At 66.1% G+C, this 21,180-nt stretch carries 1 protein-coding gene; it reads right to left on the bottom strand.

What is annotated here, in order from left to right; translation table 11 throughout:
* Positions 1-46 precede the first annotated feature (46 nt).
* A complete protein-coding gene (locus AU187_RS05930; RefSeq protein WP_059166364.1) occupies positions 47-21,166 on the bottom strand; it encodes a non-ribosomal peptide synthetase in 21,120 nt (7,039 codons plus the stop codon).
* Between the last annotated feature and the right edge of the window lie 14 nt (positions 21,167-21,180).

The raw sequence follows: 21,180 nt of genomic DNA, 5'->3' as shown, positions 1-21,180 counted from the left end.
CACGAGGTGGGAAAAATCTACGACACACTCCTGGGCAAACACAAACTCATCCACGGTCGTCCAATACCGACTTGAGTCGTTGGCCATACAGGCTAAGCGAATCGGCAGTCAACATAATTTCATGTGGACAGTCGACCAAGTGCTCAGCAATTTCGCCGGCAATATAAGGACGCCAGCTTTCCAGAGCAGATGTGTACCGGTCACTCTCTCCCTGCGTGGCGGAGAAAGCGACCATATTTCCCTCGAAAACGCTCGGCTCATGGGCCTCTTGCAATGCGCGGTTGAAAGTGATGTGTTGAACTAGGAGATCCAGATTCTGGACGAAAGAATCGACCAGTTGTATGTACTGAGGAAGCTCCACGGCTACTTGTTGGTGAACTCGGTCCTGAAGTTGCTCGTAGGTAAGCGACCCGTCCACGTCTGGATTGTCAATGTTGTACAGCCGCAGGACTTCTTCCAGTACGCGCTTCTTGTCCAAAGCACCATCTGGTAGGTCGGCGCTGTCGAGGCGGGGTTGGGTGTCGATGAGGATCAGACGCTCCACTGCGCAGCCGCGTCGTTGCAGCTCGACGGCGAGCTCATGTGCGACAACGCCGCCGAAGGACCAGCCGAGAAGATGGTAGGGGCCGGTCGGGGAGATCTGTTGGATGCGGTCGGCATAGTTTGCCGCCATATCCCGAATCGAGCGAGGTTCAACCTCGCCGTCCCGCAGAGTCTGTTGTATTCCAATGATGGGACAGTCCAGGTACTTTCCGAGAGTCTGGTACTGCCAACTCACCCCACCGCCGGGATGGAGGCAGAACAGGGGGGCACCGGAGCCCTCCTTGAGCACCTCGATCGGGACCACTTCCGCAGCGTCGGCAGGGCCCTCTAGCTGCTGGCTCAAACTGCGCACGGAAGGCGCGTGGAACAAGGTGCGTACCGCGAGATGCGTATCCAGGCGGCTGTTGATCGCGGCTATCACCTGCATCGCCAACAGCGAATCCCCGCCCAGGTCGAAGAACGAATCGTCGACGCCAACGCGCTCTAGTCCGAGTACCTCGGCGTAGATTGCGGCGACAATCTCTTCCGTCCGAGTGCCCGGGGCGCGGTAGTGATCGGTGTCGGTGTATTCGGGTGCGGGCAGAGCGCGCTTGTCCAGTTTTCCGTTGACCGTCAGCGGCAGCGCATCGAGCACTACCACCGCCGCGGGGACCATATACGTGGGAAGACGTTCGGACAGTGCTGCCCGCGCCTCGGCGGCATCGACTGTGCCAATTGAGGTTTCGGTGATGTAGCCAACCAGCCGCTTATCGCCGGGGCGGTCCTCGCGGGCGACGACCACGGCCTGATCCACCCCAGGCAGCCCTGCCAAGGCCGACTCGACCTCGCCCAGTTCGATGCGGTACCCACGGATCTTGACCTGCTCATCGGCACGACCCACATAACGCAGTTGCCCGTCAGCACCCCAGCGCACGAGGTCGCCGGTGCGGTACATCCGCGTCCCTAGCCCACCGAACGGACACGCTATGAAACGCGATCCCGTGAGTTCGGCGCGCCCCAGATAGCCATAGGTCAGGCCGCCGCCGGCCACATACAACTCCCCGGCCACGCCGGCGGGCACCGGATGCAACCACTGATCGAGCACATGGAAACCCAGATTGGCCAACGGCACGCCGATAGGGCTGACGTTGCCCTCGAGGTCACCGCTGACGATTTCGCGGAACGAGGCGTGCACCGTGGTCTCCGTGATGCCGTACATGTTCACCAACCGCGGCGATCCGGGATGGTTGCGCAACCACTTCTCCAGTCGTTGCGGTTCCAGCGCCTCTCCACCGAATACCACCGTCTCCAGCTTCAGCTCATCTTCGCGCTCGGATGACAGCGCATCGACGGTTTGCAATGCATAGAACGCCGACGGCGTCTGGCTCAAGATGCTGACGTTTTCGGTCACCAGAACCGAGTACAGTTCCTGCGGCGAGCGGACCACTTCTTCGGGGACCACGACGAGCCGACCGCCGCGCAGCAACGCCCCGAAAATCTCCCACACCGAGTAGTCGAAGGCGTAGGAGTGGCACTGAGTCCACACTTGCCCGGGCGAGAGCTCCAATTCCGCGTCAAGCGCCTCCAGTAAGCCCGTCACGTTGCGATGGCCGACCGCCACGCCCTTGGGTACGCCGGTAGTGCCCGATGTGTATATGACGTAGGCGATTTCATCGGGACCCGCCGCCGGCAACGCCGTACTGAGTTGGTCGGCGATTCGTGGGTCGTCGATATCGATGACGAGCAGTTCGCGGCCGTTCAGGCGCGCCGCCAGTGCCGTGGTGCTGACCGCTGCCAAAGGCGCGGCATCATCGAGCATGAATTGGACCCGCGCGGCCGGGTGCGCGGGGTCGATCGGCAGGTAAGCCGCTCCAGTCTTGAGCACCGCCAGTATTGCGACGATCGCCTCGACCGACCGGTTGAACAGCAGCGCCACCCGCTCACCCGGGCCCGCGCCGTGTCCGATGAGCAGATGCGCCAGTCGGTTTGACGCCTCGTCAAGCTCGCGATAAGTCATCGAACGGTCATGGAAGGTCAGCGCCACCGCCTGCGGTGCGCGTGCGACCTGATCGGCGAACAGTGCCGGGATCGACATCGCACTGGATGCCGGCGCGGTCAGCGCCGCCCGGTTGCCCCATACGTCAAGCCGGTTGAGTTCGGCCGCCTCCAACACGTCTATCGACGACAGTCGTCGCGTGGGCTCGGCGATCAGCGCAGCAACCACTCGCTGTAACCGCTCGCACAGCGCCTCGATCGTTGCCGCGTCGAACACGTCGGTACGGAATTCCACCGCGCCACTGATCCCGGCGGGCTCACCGGCCGCATTCCAGCGTTCGGCGAGGGAGAACGTCAAATCCATGCGGGCCGTTTGGGTTTCAGCGGTCAGAGGCGTGAATTGCAGATCACCCAAGGCGAACTCAGCGGATCCGTCCGCATGCACCGACAGGTTCTGCCACGCCAACATCACCTGCACGAGTGGATGGTGGGTCAGGCTGCGGGTCGGGTTGAGTCGGTCGACGAGCACCTCGAAGGGCACATCCTGGTGCTGGTAGGCGGCGAGGCTGCGCTGACGGACCTGGGCCAGTAGCTCCGTTAGCCGGGGGTCACCGCTCAGATCGACTCGAAGCACCAGGGTGTTGACGAAAACTCCCACCAGCTCATCCAGCGCCGGGTCGTCGCGCCCAGCGATCGGGAACCCGACGGCGACATCGGGAGTGGCGCTGAGCTTGGCGAGCAGCACCGCCAAGGCGGCCTGAACCACCATGAAGCTGGTTGTGTTGTGTTCGCCGGCTACCCGGGCGATCTGCTGCTGCAACTCGGCCGGCCACTCCACGGCGACGGTGGCGCCCCGGTAATCAGCCACCGGCGGGTAGGGCCGATCGGTGGGCAGATCCAAGCGTTCCGGCAGCCCGGCCAGCGCCTGTTCCCAGTAGGCGAGCTGCGCGGCGATCGGGCTGTCGGCATCGGCCAGGTCGCCCAATTGCTCACGCTGCCACAGCGTGTAGTCCACATACTGCACCGCCAATGGCGCCCAATCCGGTGCGCGCTCCGCACACCGGCTCGCATAGGCCACACCCAGATCGCGCATCAACGGGCCGATCGACAGACCGTCCGCGGCGATATGGTGCACCACGGCAACCAGTACGAACTCGTCGACCGCGACACGGAAAAGCTTCGCCCGCAAAGGGATCTCAGCGGTCAAGTCAAACGCGTAGCGCACGATCTCGCCGAGAGCTTCTTCTAACCGGTCCGCTGACCAGTCGCGTGCATCGACGGCCTGCCACCTGAAATCGGCCTGCTCCACAGGGATGACGACCTGCTGGGGGCGACCCTCAGGCGCCGTGAACAACGTCCGTAGGCACTCCTGGCGATCCACCACATCGGCCAGCGCCGCTCCCAACGCGTCGGTGTCCAGCGGGCCGCTGATCCGGTAAGCAGTCGGCATGTTGTACATCGCCGACGGTCCGTGCAACTGGTCGAGGAACCAAAGCCGCTGTTGGGCATACGACAACGGGATCACTGCGGGCCGCTGCTGGACCGTCAAGGCGGCCCTACTTCTTTCACCTCCGTACGCGCTGATCCATTCGGCAAGCCCGGCCACGGTCGGCATGTCGAAGAACTCCCGGATCGGCACCTCGACACCCAGTTCGGAACGCAGCCGACCCAGCAGCCGCATCGCAGACAGCGAATGTCCACCGAGATCGAAGAACGAGTCGTCGACGCCGACTTTCGTCGCTCCGAGCACCTCGCCGAACAATGCGGCAACCAGCTGTTCGCGTTGATCGCGCGGTGCCCGATAGGCCGCACCGCTGATGAACTTCGGAGCGGGCAACGCACGCCGATCAAGCTTGCCGTTGACCGTCAATGGCAGCGAGTCCAGCATCATGATCGCCGCGGGGACCATGAACTCCGGCAACCGCTCAGCAGCGAAGTTGCGCAACTCGGCCACCCGCTCGACCGCCGCCGGGTCGTTGACGTGTCCGGCAAGTGAATCGACCGATGTCGCCGGCCGGTACACATCGGACAACACCTGCGCCCGATCATCGCTTCGGGTGTAGATCACATCCACCGAACCCGCGATGGGCGACCAGGTTACGGCGGTGGCGTAGCCCAATTGTTCGCCCAGTAGACGACACTGCTGCGGCAACACCGCATTCTCCGGCACCGCCAGGCCGGCACGTACCTCGCTGACCGCCACTCGGTCCCCGGCTGCCGACAGCGCCTGCGCCAACGCCACCTCCGGCCATATCCCGGCATGCGGCACGGCGGTGACACGCAGCTGCGCCGGCTGCTGGGTGCGCAAGAATTCACCCAGCGCAGCCAGGCTGCCCAACCGTTGCCACGGTTGGGACGGCACCTCGGCCGCCGAGCGAACCAGCGCCGGAGCCTTACGCAGCACCACGTCGTAGCGGTAGCCACTGAGCTCGTTGATCGCATTCATCGCTTTGAGCTGAAGATCCACCGCAGCGATCTCGTCGAACTCTGCGGGTAACGCCACGAAGAATTCGGGGGCCAACAACAGCTCCTGTTCGGCCAGGATCTCCCGGCGCACACGTTCCCGAACTACAGCCGCGGTCTGCTCGGCACCACCGCCGTCGGCGCACACCACCCCGGTCGTGAACGCCTGCAGCAACGACAGGTTGCGCACGTCACCGATGAACACCGCACCGCCTGGCGCCAACAGCCGAACCGCCGACGCCAGCACATCGAGCAGGTACCCCGCGCTGGGGAAGTACTGGATCACCGAGTTGAGAATGACGGTGTCGAAGTGGCCCAGCGGCAGCCCGTCGGCCACGTCGGCGGGCTGCGCCCGCAACCGCACCCGGTCACCCCACGGCTGCGAGGCCACCGCCGCCTGCAGTTTCTCGATCGTGGCGGTGGAGACGTCGATGCCCCAATACTCGTCACAGTCGGGCGCCAACGGCGTCAGCAGAAGGCCCGAACCGACCCCGATCTCCAGCACACGCCGCGGTCCCAGCGCACGAATGCGATCGACCGCAGCTGCGCGCCATTCGCGCATCTGCTCGAGTGGAATCGGCTCGCCGGTGTAGCTGCTGATCCACCCGCCGAAATCTTCACCCAATGCCGGCGCGCCCGCTGTGGGCGGCTCGGCCGAGTACAGGCCGCCCCACACTCGCTGCCATTGTTCGACCAGCTGAGCTTCCCGGTCGGGCTCGCGGACCAGCATCATCTCCTGGTCGGCAACGACATAGCCCACCAGTTGCCTGTCGCTCAGCGGCTCCCCGGGATCCGCGGTGTGGGCGACGACCACTGCCTGCGACACCCGCGGGTGGGCGGCGAGCACCGCGCCGATCTCACCGAGTTCGATGCGGTAGCCGCGGATCTTGACTTGTTCGTCGGCGCGCCCCAGGTAACGCAGCTGCCCGTCGGCGCCCCAGCGCACCAGATCTCCGGTGCGATACATCCGCTGCCCGGGCTTTCCGAACGGGCACGCCATGAACCGCGACGCGGTCAAACCCGGTCTACGCCAATATCCGACCCCGACCTGAGGGCCGGCGACATACAACTCGCCGACCACCCCGGCCGGTACCGGCCGCAGCCGCTCGTCGAGCACGAACAACGCCGCAGTCGGCAACGGCGCACCGATCGGCACCGCACCGGACCCGGCCGTCAACGGTGCACTCGCGGTCACCCACATCGTGGCTTCCGTCGGGCCGTACTCGTTGATCATCGCCCGGCCCGGCGCCCACCGGTCCACCACCTCCGCCGGGCACGGCTCGCCGCCGACCAGCAAGGTCACCCCATCGAGGCCCTCGGGCGACAATCCCCCGACCGCAGAGGGGGTTTGGCTCAACACGGTCACCTGTTCGGCAACCAGCAACGCGTGGAAATCGGTCAGCGAGCGGGCCACCGTCTCGGGCACCACCACCAGCCGCCCACCGTGCAGCAGCGCGCCCCAGATCTCCCAGCCCGAGATGTCGAAGCTGTAGGAATGCCACTGCGACCACACCTGAGTCGGCGCCGCCAAAACGGGGTCCATGGAAGCCATCAGCTCGGTCACGTTGTGGTGGGTGATGGCCACCCCCTTGGGCGTGCCCGTGGTGCCCGAGGTGTAGATGATGTAGGCCATGTCATCGGCGGACGGTGCGGGCAGAGCGGTGTGCGGATAGTCCCGGATACGGGGGTCGTCGACATCGATGACCAGCAGGTCGTATCCGGTCAGCCGCTCGGCCAGCCGGCCGGTGGTGATCGCGACCATCGGCGCGGCGTCGCCGAGCATGAACCCGACTCGACTCGCCGGCAGCGCCGGGTCGATCGGCAGGTACGCCGCGCCGGCCTTGAGTACCGCCAGCATCGCCGCGATCGCCTCAGCAGACCGGTTGAACAGTAGTGCCACACAATCGCCCGCACCGACTCCTTGGCCGGACAGTAAGTGCGCCAATCGATTCGAGGCATCTTCGAGTTCGCGGTAGGTCACCGACTCCTCGCCGCAGCGCAGCGCCACTGCCTGCGGGGTGCGGGCCGCCTGTTCGGCGAAGGCCACCGGGATCGACGCCGAAGTGCGCGCCGGCCGGGTCAGCACCGCACGGTTGCCCACCTCATCGAGGACGGTCTGCTCGTCGGCGTCGAGCAGGGCCATCTCGCCCACTGCCACAGAGGCGTCGGCGACAACCGTCTCGAGCACGCGAACGAACCAGGCGACCAACCGCTCGATGGTGGACCGGTCATACAGGTCCGTCGCATAGGTGACCGTGCCGGCGGCCATCGGCGCACCCGAGTCTTGGCTGGGCACCTCGCCCAAGTCGAAATCCAAGTCCCACTTCGAAGTACCGATGGACATCTCCAGCGGCTCCACACTGATCCCGTCGAATGACGCGCCGTCCGGACGCAGATTGTTCTGGAACAGCATGCCCACTTGGAAAAGCGGATGATGCGACGTGGAGCGCACCGGGTTGAGCTGCTCGACAAGCAACTCGAACGGCACATCTTGATTGCTGTAGGCATCCAACGCCTTCTGGCGCACCCGCTCGAGCACCTCGCCGAACGAGTCCGCAGGACTCACCGAGACCCGCAGCACCCAGGTGTTGACGAAGAACCCGACCAGATCATCGAGCGCGGCATCCAACCGCCCGGCGATCGGCGAGCCCATCACCACGTCCTGGCCCACCCCCGCACGGTGCAACACCACCGCCAACACCGCCTGCATCACCATCGATGCCGTCGCATTGTGCGCCGCCGCCACCGCCTTGACCTCGGCCCACAGCGGCGCCTCGATGCGCAACTCCACCCCGTCACCCCGATAACTGGGCACCGCCGGGCGCGGGCGATCCGCCGGCAACGACACGACCTCCGGCAGGTCAGCCAACTGCGTTCGCCAATAACTCAGCTGCGCCGCGATCACACTGTCCGGATTCGACTCGACACCCAACCAATCCCGTTGCCACAGGGTGTAATCGGCATACTGCACCGGCAACGGCGACCAGCCCGGTTCCTGCCCGGCTCGACGTGCTCGGTACGCCTCGGCCACATCTCGCACCATCGGCGCCAACGACCAGCCGTCGAAAGCGATGTGGTGCACCATGATTGCGAGCACATACTGTTCGGGTTCCAACGCATAGATCTGCGCGCGAACCGGGATCTCGCTGGCCAGGTCGAACCGATACCCCGCCAAGGCCGCCAACTCGGTGGCCAGATCCTGCTCGGTCACCGACACCACGGCCGGGCCTCCACGCCGCCACATCCCCGCTGCTGCGGGCAGCACCTGCTGGAACGGCACACCGTCGACATCAGGGAAAACGGTGCGCAACGATTCGTGACGGGCGATGACATCGTCGAGAGCGGCGTCTAGCGCCGGCACATCGAGCGCACCGGTGATCCGCAACGCGGTGGGAATGTTGTACGTCCCGTAACCGTCCTCGAACCGGTTGAGGAACCACAACCGACTCTGGGCATACGACAACGGCACCGTCGACGGCCGTTCGGCTGCGACCAAAGGCGCGCGCCGAACCGAGCCCTCGCCGATGCGCGGAGCCAACTGCGCGACCGAGGGTGACTCGAAGATGGTCCGCACGGCCAAGCCGGCGTCCAGGCTGGTGTTGATCGCGGCGATGGCCCGGGTTGCCGACAGCGAGTCGCCGCCGAGGTCGAAGAAGGACTCGTCGATTCCGACGCGCTCGAGTCCCAGGACGCGAGCGTAGATGCCGGCCACGATCTCCTCGGTGGGGGTGGTCGGAGAGCGGTGCTGGCCGGCACTGTATTCGGGGGCCGGTAGCGCCCGGGTGTCGAGTTTGCCGTTGACCGTCAACGGCAGGGCGTCGAGGACGACGACGGCCGCCGGCACCATGTAGGCCGGCAGCCGCTTGGCCAGCTTCGCGCGCACTTCGGCGGGATCGATGGTGGCCGTGGAGGTTTCGGTGACATAACCAACGAGGCGTTTGTCACCGGGGCGGTCTTCGCGAGCGATGACGGCGGCGTGGTCGATTCCGTCCAGGGCGGCCAGAGCGGCGTGGACTTCGCCGAGTTCTATGCGGTAGCCGCGGATCTTGACCTGTTCATCGGCGCGGCCCAGGTACGCCAGTTGTCCGTCGGTGCCCCAACGCACCAGATCGCCGGTGCGATACATCCGCTGCCCCGGTGTGCCGAACGGGCAGGCGGTGAAGCGCGCTGCAGTCAGACCCGCGCGTCCCAGGTAGCCGTAGGCCAACCCGACGCCGGCCACGTACAGCTCACCGACCACCCCGACCGGCACCGGACGCAGCCACGCGTCGAGAACGAACAACGCAGCTCCGGGCACCGGAGTGCCGATCGGCACAACCTGCATGCCCGCCGTCAGCGGCGCGCTGACGGCGACACACATCGTGGTTTCGGTCGGGCCGTAGGCGTTGACCATCACCCGTCCCGGCGCCCAGCGGTCGACCACCTCGGTCGGGCAGGCCTCTCCGGCCATCACGACCGCTGCCGACTCCAACCCCTCATCCGGCAGCATCGCCACCGCCGACGGGGTCTGGGTCAATACGGTGACCGATTCAGCGACGAGGAGCGCGTGAAGCTCATCCGGTGCGCTCGCCACCGATTCGGGGACGACGACCAGTCGCCCACCGCGCAGCAGCGCACCGAAGATCTCCCACACCGAAACATCGAAGGCCAGCGAGTGACACAACGGCCACACGCCCGACCGGGGCAGCCCCGCATCCAACGAACCCAACAGATGGGTGACGCTGCGATGCGTGATGGCCACGCCCTTGGGAGTTCCGGTGGTGCCGGAGGTGTAGATCAGATAGGCGACGTCGTCGGGATCAGGTGCCCCGAGTCCGGTGCTGGGATAGGTGTCAACCGCGGGGTCGTCGACGTCGACGACCGTGAATTCGAAGCCGTCGAGCCGGTCGGCGAGGCCGGTGGTGCTGATCGCGGCGGTCGGCGCGGCGTCGGTGAGCATGAATTGCAGCCGCGCGTCCGGGACGATCGGATCGATCGGCAGATACGCCGCCCCCGTCTTGAGCACTGCCAGCATGGCCACGACTGCTTGAGGTGAGCGCTCGACGAGCAGCGCAACGCACTGCCCGGGACCGACGCCCCGGTCGGTGAGTAAGTGGCCCATCCGGTTCGCGGCTTCGTCGAGTTCGCGGTAGGTCATGGATCTGCCGTCACTGCTGATCGCGACAGCCTGCGGCGCGCGGGCGACCTGTGCGGCGAACAATGCCGGGATCGAGACGTGCGCATCGGACGGCGGCTGGATCAACGCGGTGCGGTTACCGAGATCTTCGATGCTGCGATGTTCGGTCGCGTCGAGCAGATCGATTGTGGACAGGCGGCGGGTCGGGTCGTCGGTGAGGGCGGTGAGCACACGCAGGAACCGCTCGACGAGCGTGTGGATGCTGGCCGCATCGAACACATCGGTGCGGTACTCCAACGACCCGGTGATTCCTACAGGTTCACCCGTGGAGTTCCATCGTTCCTCCAGGGAGAACGACAAATCCATGCGGGCGGTGTGAGTGTCCACACTCAGGGGTTGCACCTGGACATCGCCCAGAGCGGGCGTCGGGGCCTGCTGATCCGGACGGTCGAAGTTCTGCCATCCCAGCATGACCTGGATCAGCGGATGGTGAGCCAACGAGCGGGTGGGGTTGAGCCGTTCGACGAGGACTTCGAAGGGGACGTCCTGGTGTTCGTAGGCGGCCAGGCTGCGAGCGCGGACCTGCTCGAGCAACTCCGCGACGGTGGGATCCCCGTTGATTTGCACACGCAGGATCAGGGTGTTGACGAAGAAGCCGACCAGCTCGTCGAGTGCGGCGTCACGCCGCCCGGCGATAGGGAAGCCGATGGCCACGTCGCTGCTGGCGGACAGTTTGCCCAACACCACCGCCAACGCGGCTTGGACCACCATGAAACTGGTCGCCTGATGTCGAGCGGCCACCTGGGCCAGTTGTTGCTGTAGCTGCGGGGGCCAGTCGATGGCGATACTGGCCCCGCGCTGATCGGCGACCAGCGGGTAGGGCCGATCGGTGGGCAACTCGAGCCGCTCCGGCAGCCCTGCCAACACCTGCTGCCAGTAGCCCAGCTGCGCCGCGATGCGGCTGGCCGGGTCGTCGAGTTCGCCGAGAGCCTCGCGCTGCCACAGTGTGTAGTCGACATACTGCACAGCCAACGGCGCCCAATCCGGGGCCTGCCCTGCGCAGCGAGCGGCATACGCGGCCCCGACGTCACGTACCAGTGGGGCGATCGACCAGCCGTCGCCGGCGATGTGGTGCACCACTGCCACCAACGCGTGCTCGTTCGCGCCGAGGCGCAAAAGCGTTGCCCGCAACGGGATTTCAGAACCGAGATCGAAACTGTGCCCCACCACCGCGGCTACGGCCTGGTCGATCTGCTGCGCCGACCAGCCGAGGGCGTCAACCACCTGCCAGCCGAAGTCGGCCTGCTCGGGCGGGATGACGAGTTGTTGTGGGACGCCCTCGACAGCGACGAACAAGGTGCGCAGGCTTTCATGGCGGGCCACCACGTCGCCCAGCGCCGCCCCCAACGCCTCGACGTTCAGGGGGCCATTGATGGTGAACGCAGCGGGCATGTTGTAGACCGGCGACGGCCCATGCAACTGATCGAGGAACCACAGCCGCTGCTGGGCAAAGGACAACGGCACCACCTGCGGGCGGGGGCGCGCCGTCAACGATGTGCTCGTCGCATCGGCGGCGTCGGTGTGAATCCAGGCCGCGAGCCCGGCCACCGTGGGCGCGTCGAACAATGCCCGGATCGGCACGTCCACGTCCAGCTCTGCGCGGATGCGCGCCACCAGCCGCGTCGCCGACAGCGAGTGCCCGCCCAGATCGAAGAACGACTCGTCGATGCCCACCCGGCTCGCGCCCAGCACCTCGCCGAACAGCGCGGCCAACAGGTGCTCACGCTCATCCCGTGGGGCGCGGTAGGCCACCGTGCTGATGAACTCCGGGGCCGGCAACGCCCGTTTGTCGAGCTTGCCGTTGACCGTCAACGGCAACGCGTCCAACATCATGATCGCCGCGGGAATCATGAACTCCGGCAACCGCTCTGCCACGAAGCCGCGTAGCTCCGCCGCGCGCTCGATCGCGGCCGGGTCGTTGACATAGCCGGCCAACGACCCGACCGGCGCAGCCGGCACATAGACATCCGTCAACGGCTCTGCTGCGCGGGTAAGAACGATATCTACGAAACCCGCCGCGGCCGACCAGGTTACCGCCGTGGCATAACCCAGTTCCCGGCCCAGTTGATGACACTGCCGTGCCGTCACCGCACCCTCAGGCGTCGACATACCGGCACTCACCTCGTCGACCGTCACCCGATCCGCGGCCGAAGCCAGCTCCAGCGCCAATGCCGCCTCCGGCCAGATTCCGGCATGCGGAACCCCGGTCACCCGCAACTCGGGCAGGTCCGTCGTGCTCAAGAATTCACTCAACGCAGCCAAGCTGCCGAACCGTTCCCATGCTTCGGATCGGATCCGGGCCACCGAACGCGTCGACACGGGCGCCTTGTGCAGCACGACCTCGTACCGGTACCCGCTGAGTTCGTTGACCGCATCCATCGCCTTGAGCTGCACATCGACCGCGCCGATCTCCGGATACTGCGACGCCAACGCGGTGAAGAACTCCGGGGCCACGAGCAGTTCCTGCTCGGCCAGCATCTCCCGGCGCACCCGCTCGCGCACCACCGCCGCGGTCTGCTCACCTCGGACGTCTTCGGCGCACACCACCCCGGTGGTGAACTCCCGCAGCAACGCCAGGTTGCGTACGTCACCGAGAAACACCGCCCCGCCAGGGGCCAGGAGCCGTAACGCCAACCTCAATACGTCGAGCAGATAGCCCGCGCTCGGGAAGTACTGAATGACCGAGTTCAAAACGATGGTGTCGAAATAACCCTCAGGCAGCCCGTCGGCCACATCGGCCGGCTGCACCGCCAAGCGAACCCGATCCGCCCACGGCTGCGCCGCCACCGCGGCCTGCAATTTCTCGATCGTCGGCGCGGAAAAGTCGGTGCCCCAATACTCGACACATTCGGGGGCCAGCGGAGCCAGCAGCAGACCCGAGCCAACGCCGATCTCCAACACCCGGCCCGGCCCCAGCGCCCGAATTCGCTCCACCGCCGCCGTCTGCCATTGGCGCATCTGCTCCAATGGGATCGGCTCACCGGTGTAACTGGAGTTCCAGCCCCCGAAATCCTGCCCTAATCCGGTGGATACGCCTTGCTGGGTGAACGCCTGTCCGGAATACAGGTCCGCGTAGACACCCTGCCACTGGCCCACGAGCTGCGCTTCCCGGTCGGGCTCACGGACCAACTTCGTCTGCGGGTCGGGCACCACATAGCCCACCAGTTGCTTGTCGCCGACACCGTCGGCCGCATCGGGGGCGTGGGCGACGACCACCGCCTGGGCCACCCGCGGATGGGCGCGCAGCGCCGACTCGATCTCACCGAGCTCGATGCGATAGCCGCGGATCTTGACCTGCTCATCAGCGCGGCCCACATAGCGCAGCTGTCCATCAGCACCCCAGCGCACCAAATCTCCAGTGCGGTACATCCTTTGCCCTGCAGGGGCTCCCTCACCGACGAATGGGCACGCCACGAACCGCGAGCCGGTCAGCCCGGCCCGGCGCACATAGCCCACGCCCACCCCGCGGCCGGCGACGTACAACTCTCCGACCACCCCAGCCGGCACCGGACGCAACCACCCGTCCAATACAAACAACGCCGCGCCCGGCACCGGGACGCCGATCGGCACCTCCTCCGATCCCGCTGTCAGCGGAGCGCTGATGGTGGCATAGACGGTGGTCTCGGTCGGGCCGTAACCGTTGATCATCACCCGCCCCGGTGCCCACCGGTCCACCACCTCCGCCGGGCAGGGTTCGGCGGCGATCATCAGCGCCGTCTCGTCCAGCCCCTGGGGGGACAGCACACCGAGCGCCGACGGAGTCTGGCTGAGCATGCTGACTTTCTCGGCGACCAGCAACGCATGGAGATCCTGCGGGGAACGGGTCACCTCTTCGGGCACCACGACCAGCCGCCCGCCGTGCAGCAGTGCACCCCACATCTCCCATACCGAATAGTCGAACGCATACGAGTGGCACTGCGACCACACCTGCCCCGGCGCCGGCCGGTAGCGGCTGTCCATTGAGTCGAACAACCGGGTCACGTTGTGGTGGGTGACGGCCACTCCCTTGGGCAGACCGGTGGTGCCCGAGGTGTAGATGATGTGGGCGATGTCCTCAGGGGCCGCCCCCGGCAACGCGGTACTGGGTTGTCCGGCGATGCGCGGATCGTCGACATCGATCACGGCGAGATCGCACCCGCTCAGCCTGTCGGCGAGATCGCTTGTGGTGACCGCGACGATCGGCTCGGCGTCAGCCACCATGAACTCGATCCGCGTCTCCGGATAGGCCGGGTCGATCGGCAGATACGCCGCCCCGGTCTTGAGCACTGCCAGAATGGCCACGACAGCCTCGGCTGACCGATGCTGCAGCAGCGCCACAGATCGGCCCGCGCCCACGCCCAACTCGATCAGCAAGTGCGCCAACCGATTCGACGCATCGTCAAGTTCGCCATAGGTCAACGTGACCTCGCCGCAGCGGATCGCCACCGACTCCGGCGCGCGGGCCACCTGCTCGGCGAACAACTCCGGAATCGCCACCGGCCGCCTGGTCAATGGTTCGGCCAAGACCGCGCGATTGCCGACATCGTCGAGACGGGCGTATTCGCCGGAGTCGAGCAGGTCGATCGACGACAGCCGCCGCGTGGGTTCGACGACGATCGCTTCCAGAACTCGCCGGAACCGCTCGACCAGCGTCTCGATGCTGGCCGCGTCGAACACATCGGTGCGGAACTCCACCATCCCGCCGATTCCGGCGGGCTCACCGGCCTCACTCCAGCGCTCCCGCAGGAACACCACCATATCCATGCGGGCGCTTTGAGTTTCCGCGGTAAACGGCGTGATCTGCAGATCGCCCAGGGTCAGCCCGGCCGCCGAGTCATCGTCGAGACCGGGGAAATTCTGCCACGCCAACATCACCTGGATCAGCGGGTGATGGGTCAGCGACCGGGCAGGGTTGAGCCGATCGACCAGCACCTCGAATGGCACATCCTGGTGCTCGAAGGCGGCCAGTCCGCGCGCGCGCACCTGGGCCAACAACTGCGCAAAGGACGGGTCACCGTCCACCTCGACCCGCAACACCAAGGTGTTGACGAAGAATCCGACCAACTCGTCGAGCACCGGGTCACGCCGCCCGGCGATCGGGAACCCCACCGCGACATCGGAACTGGCGCTCAGCTTCGACAACAGCACCGCCAACGCGGCCTGCATCACCATGAAACCGGTCGCGTTGTGTTCGCGGGCCACCCGCGCCACCTGCTCCTGCAACTGAGCAGGCCAGTCGACTACCACGCTGGCGCCGCGGTAATCGGCCACCGGCGGATACGGCCGGTCGGTGGGCAACGCGAGCCGCTCGGGCATCCCGGCCAACGCCTGCTGCCAGTAGTCCAGCTGCGCGGCGATCGGGCTGCTCGGATCGGCGAGATCACCGAACTCGGCGCGCTGCCACAGTGTGTAGTCGACATACTGCACCGGCAACGGCGCCCAATCCGGCGCCTGTCCTGCACACCGGTTGGCATAGGCCGAGCTGAGATCACGCACGAACGGGGCGATCGACCAGCCGTCGCCGGCGATATGGTGCACCACCGCCACGAACACATGATCGTCATCGCCTAGACGGAAAAGCGTTGCCACCAACGGAATATCGACGGTCAGATCGAACTTGTGGCGCACGAGCGCGCCGACGGCGTCGGCCAGCCGCTCTGCCGGCCAGCTGCTGACATCGACTACCTGCCACGTGAATTCGGCGTCCTCGGCGGGAGCAACGACCTGCTGGGGTATGCCCTCGACCGCCGGGAACACCGTGCGCAGACTCTCGTGGCGGGCCACCACATCGCCCAGCGCCGAGCCCAGGGCGTCGGCGTCCAGCGCCCCGCTGATCCGAAACGCTGTCGGCATGTTGTAGGTCGCGACCTCGCCCTCGACCTGGTTGAGGAACCACATTCGGTTCTGGGCGAACGACAACGGGACCGCCGCCGGCCGATGCGCCACCGCTACCAACGGATTGCGCCGACCCGTCCCCTCGCCGATACGCGGCGCCAATCGCGCCACCGATGGCGCGTCGAATAAGGTGCGTACCGAGACGTCGGTGTCCAAATCGGTGTTGATCGCTGCGATCACCCGCATCGCCGACAGCGAGTCGCCACCGAGATCGAAGAACGAGTCGTCGACACCGACCCGTTCGATGCCGAGGATCCGTGCGTAGATGCCGGCCAGGATCTCCTCGACAGGGTTCGACGGAGCGCGATACCTGTCCGCATCCTGATATTCAGGTGCCGGCAGGGCGCGCTTGTTGAGTTTGCCGTTGACCGTCAGCGGCAACGCATCGATGCCCATCACCGCCGCCGGCACCATGTATGCCGGCAGCCTGTCGACCAACGCAGCGCGTACCTGCCCCGGATCGGCGGTGCCGGTGATATAGCCGACCAGACGTTTGTCGCCGGGGCGGTCCTCGCGGGCGATCACCACCGCCTGTTCCACGCCGGAAACCGCAGTGAGCGCTGCCTGGACCTCGCCGAGTTCGATGCGATAGCCGCGGATCTTGACCTGCTCGTCGGCGCGTCCCAGATAGGTCAGCTGCCCATCGGCGCCCCAGCACACCAGATCGCCGGTGCGATACATCCGTTGTCCCGGCGCCCCGGCATCCACCAACGGGCATGCAACGAACCGGGACGAGGTCAGCCTCGGGCGGCGCCAATACCCCAACCCCTGCCCCGTACCGGCCACATACAGCTCACCGACCACCCCAACCGGGGTTGGGCGCAACCACTGATCCAGTACGAGGAACCCGAGGTGGGCCAACGGCACCCCGATCGGGCTGCCATTGCTGTCGACGTCGCTTGGGGCGATCTCGCGGAACGAGGCATGCACCGTCGTCTCCGTGGTGCCGTACAGATTCAGCAGTCGCGGTGATCGCGGATGGCGGTCCAGCCATGTTCGAAGACGTTGAGGTTCAAGGGCTTCACCGGCGAATATCACGCTCTCGAGCGAGAGTTGCTGTCCCAGCTCGGGCGCCAACCCGTCAGCGGTTTGCAACGCGTAGAACGCCGATGGCGTCTGGCTCAACACGCCGACGTGTTCACGAGCCAGCAGGGCATGGAACTCCTCCGGAGAGCGAGTCACCGGCTCGGGCACCACTACCAACCGCCCGCCACCCAGTAGTGCACCCCAGATCTCACACACTGACACGTCGAAGGCATAGGAATGCCACTGCGACCAGACCCCGGCCCGGTTCACGTCAGCAGACAACGACGCAAGTAGCTCGATGACGTTGTGATGGGTGATGACCACACCTTTCGGGACACCGGTGGTGCCCGAGGTGTAGATCAGATACGCGATCTCATCGGCCGCCGGAGCGGGTAGCTCCGTGCTCGCTTGCCCCGCGAGGGCGGGATCGTTGACGTCGATGACCGCCAGCCCGCGTCCGGACAACCGCTCAGCAAGGCCGTCGGCGGTGACCGCGAGCATCGGCGCGGCGTCCTCGAGCATGAACTCGATCCGAGCCGCCGGCAGCGCCGGGTCGATCGGTAGATAGGCGGCCCCAGTTTTCAGCACCGCCAGAATCGCCACAATCGCGTCGGCCGATCGCGGAACCAGCAATGCCACAGTGTTTCCCGGGCCCACGCCGCGGCCGGCCAACAGGTGCGCCAACCGATTGGCAGCCTCATCCAGCTGCCGATACGTCATCGAGCGTCCGTCGAATGTCACCGCCGTAGCCTGTGGCGCCCGTGCGACCTGTTCGGCGAACAACGCCGGAATGGACGGCAGTCGGCCGCTCAGCGATGCAGCCCGCGACACGGCCGCCCGGTTCTCCCACCCCTCCAAGAGCACGTATTCGCCGGCATCGAGCACATCGACCGACGACAATGACCGCGTCGGGTCGGCCGTGATCGCCGTCAACACCCGCTCTAACCGCCCGATCAGCACCTCGATACTCGCCGCGTCGAAGACGTCGGTGCGGAACTCCACCGCCCCACCGATGCCGGCCGCCTCACCTGACTCACTGAAACGCTCGGCCAACGAAAACGTCAGATCCATCCGAGCCGCCTGGGTATCCACCTCCAGCGGCGTGACGTGCACATCGGATTCGGGCCCGGCGAGGCGTTCGCCGCTGTGTACGGGCAGGTTCTGCCACGCCAACAAGACCTGCACCAGCGGATGATGAGTCAGCGACCGAGCCGGGTTGAGCCGGTCCACCAACACCTCAAACGGTACATCCTGGTGCTCGAAAGCCGCCAGGCTGCGCGTACGCACCTGCGCCAAAAGCTCAGCGACACTTGGATTGCCAGACATTTCGACGCGCAAAACCAAGGTGTTGACGAACAATCCGACCAAATCATCGAGGGCCGGGTCACGCCGCCCGGCAATCGGGAACCCCACCGCCACATCGGAACTGGCGCTCAGCTTGGCCAACAACACCGACAGCGCGGCTTGGACCACCATGAAACTGGTGGCATTGTGCTCGCGCGCCACCCGGGCCAGCTGCTGCTGCAATTGCGCTGGCCACTCCACGGCCACACTGGCCCCGCGATAGTCAGCCACCGTCGGATACGGCCGGTCAGTAGGCAACTCCAGCCGCTCAGGCAATCCCGCCAGGGCCTGCTCCCAATACGCCACCTGCGCCGTGATGCGGCTTTCAGCATCGTCGAGCTCGCCCAACTGCTCGCGCTGCCACAACGTGTAATCGACATACTGCACCGGCAACGGCGCCCAGTCCGGGGCGTGGCCCGACTCTCGGCTGGCATACGCCGCGACCAGATCTCCTACCAGCGTGCTGATCGACCAGCCATCCGCGGCGATATGATGCACCACCGCCACCACCAAATACTCACCGCTGCCCAGGCCGAAAAGTGTTGCTCGAAATGGGATCTCAGATTCCAAATCGAAGCCATGCCGGACCTCGACGCCGACGGCCTCCTCCACCTGCTGCGCTGACCAACCGCCGGCATCAACAACCCGCAAGCCCGAATTCACCCGCTCGGCGGGCAGCACCACCTGCTCGGGAACCCCCTCTCGCGCCACGAACACCGTGCGCAAGCTCTCCTGACGGGCCACCACGTCGGCCAGCGCCGCGTCCAACGCATCCACATCCAGCGCACCGCTGATGCGAAACGCTGCAGGCAGGTTGTACACCGGTGAGGGCCCATGCAACTGATGCAGAAACCACAACCGTTGCTGGGCAAACGACAGCGGCAGCACCTCAGGACGTTGCCGCGTCGTCAACGGCTCGAATCCACCCGAGCGCTCATCCACGCGGGGCGCCAGTTGAGCCACAGTGGGTGACTCGAAGAGCGTGCGCACCGCCAGGTCGGCACCGAGGTCGGTGTTGATTGCGGCGATCATCCGCGTCGCCAGCAACGAGTCCCCCCCCAGGTCGAAGAACGAGTCGTCCACGCCAACCCGCTCCAGGCCCAGCACTCGGGCATAGAGGCCGACCAGAATCTCCTCCACCGCGGTCGCCGGCGCCCGGTAGCGGTCCGCGTCGGCATACTCCGGTGCCGGCAAGGCGCGCTTGTCGAGCTTGCCGTTGACCGTCAATGGCAACGCGTCGAGCACCACCACCGCCGCCGGCACCATATATACGGGCAACCGCGGACCAAGCTGCTCGCGAACCCGGGCCGGGTCCGCTCCGCCGGTGAAATAACCGACCAGCCGCTTGTCACCGGGACGGTCCTCACGCGCGATGACGGCAGCCTGCTCGACCCCGTCCAACCCGGCCAACGCCGCCTGAACCTCACCCAGCTCGATGCGGTACCCGCGGATCTTGACCTGTTCATCAGCCCGACCCATATAGACCAGCTGACCGTCAAGGCCCCACCGGACCAAATCCCCGGTGCGATACATCCGTTGTCCTGGCGCCCCCGCGCCGACGAACGGACACGCCACGAACCGCGACGCACTCAACCCACCCCGGCACCAATACCCCACGCCCACACCAGCACCGGCCACATACAACTCACCGACCACCCCGGCCGGCGCCTGCTGCAATGAGGCGTCCAACACGAAGAAGGCGAGGTGGCCCAACGGCACCCCGATCGGGCTGGCACTTCCGTTGGCGTCAGCGTCGACGATCTCCCGGAACGAGGCATGCACGGTCGTTTCGGTGATGCCGTACATGTTGATCATCCGCGGGGATCCCGGATGGTCGTCCATCCAGGTCCGGATTCGCTGTGGTTCGAGGGCTTCTCCGCCGAACACGACCGTCTCGAGCTTCAACCCCGACCTGAGTTCGGGCTCCAGCGAGTCGACGGTCGCAAGCGCATAGAACGCCGACGGCGTCTGACTCAGCACGCTGACCTGTTCGGCGACCAGCAGGGCGTGCAGATCCCGAGGGGAGCGCACTATTTCGTCGGGCGCCACGACCAGGCGGCCTCCGTGCAGCAGCGCCCCGAAGATCTCCCACACCGAGTAGTCGAAGGCCAACGAATGGCATTGCGTCCATACCTGATTCGCGAGTTGCAGATCACCGGCAAGGGTGTCGAGCATCCGCGTCACATGTCGATGGCTGATCGCCACGCCCTTGGGCACACCGGTGGTGCCCGAGGTGTAGATCAGGTAGGCGATATCGTCGGGATCTGGCGCCGCCAACGCCGTATCGGGCTGGCTGCGCACCGTGGGGGCGTCGATGTCGATGATCGGCAATCCATGCCCGGCCAACCGCTCGGCCAGATCGACGGTGCTGACCGCGGCCATCGGAGCTGCGTCGGTGAGCATGAACTGCACCCGAGCATCGGGATGCGCCGGGTCGATCGGCAGATATGCCGCGCCCGTCTTGAGCACCGCCAGAATCGCCACGATCGCTTCGGCCGACCGCGAGAGCAGCAGTGCCACGCGCTCGCCCGGACCCGCACCATGCGCGGTCAGCAGATGCGCCAACCGGTTCGACGCCTCGTCCAGATCGCGATAGGTCCATGAGCGCGTACCGAAGGTGAGCGCCGGCGCATCGGGTGTGCGCGCCACCTGCGCGCTGAACAACTCCGGAATCGACTGCGCCGGAGTGTTCGTCCGCTCGGTCAAGACCGCGCGATTGCCCCATTCGTCCAGCCGCGCGTAATCGGAGTCGTCCAGCAGATCCATCGACGACAAGCGTC

Source organism: Mycobacterium sp. IS-1556 (assembly GCF_001499985.1).
GTDB lineage: Bacteria > Actinomycetota > Actinomycetes > Mycobacteriales > Mycobacteriaceae > Mycobacterium.
This window is presented reverse-complemented; position numbering and strand designations above follow the sequence as displayed.

What these genes read in the sequence shown, in the direction of transcription:
- AU187_RS05930 (WP_059166364.1), bottom strand. Translation starts at nt 21,166, where the DNA reads ATGGATCTGCTGGACGACTCCGATTACGCGCGGCTGGACGAATGGGGC.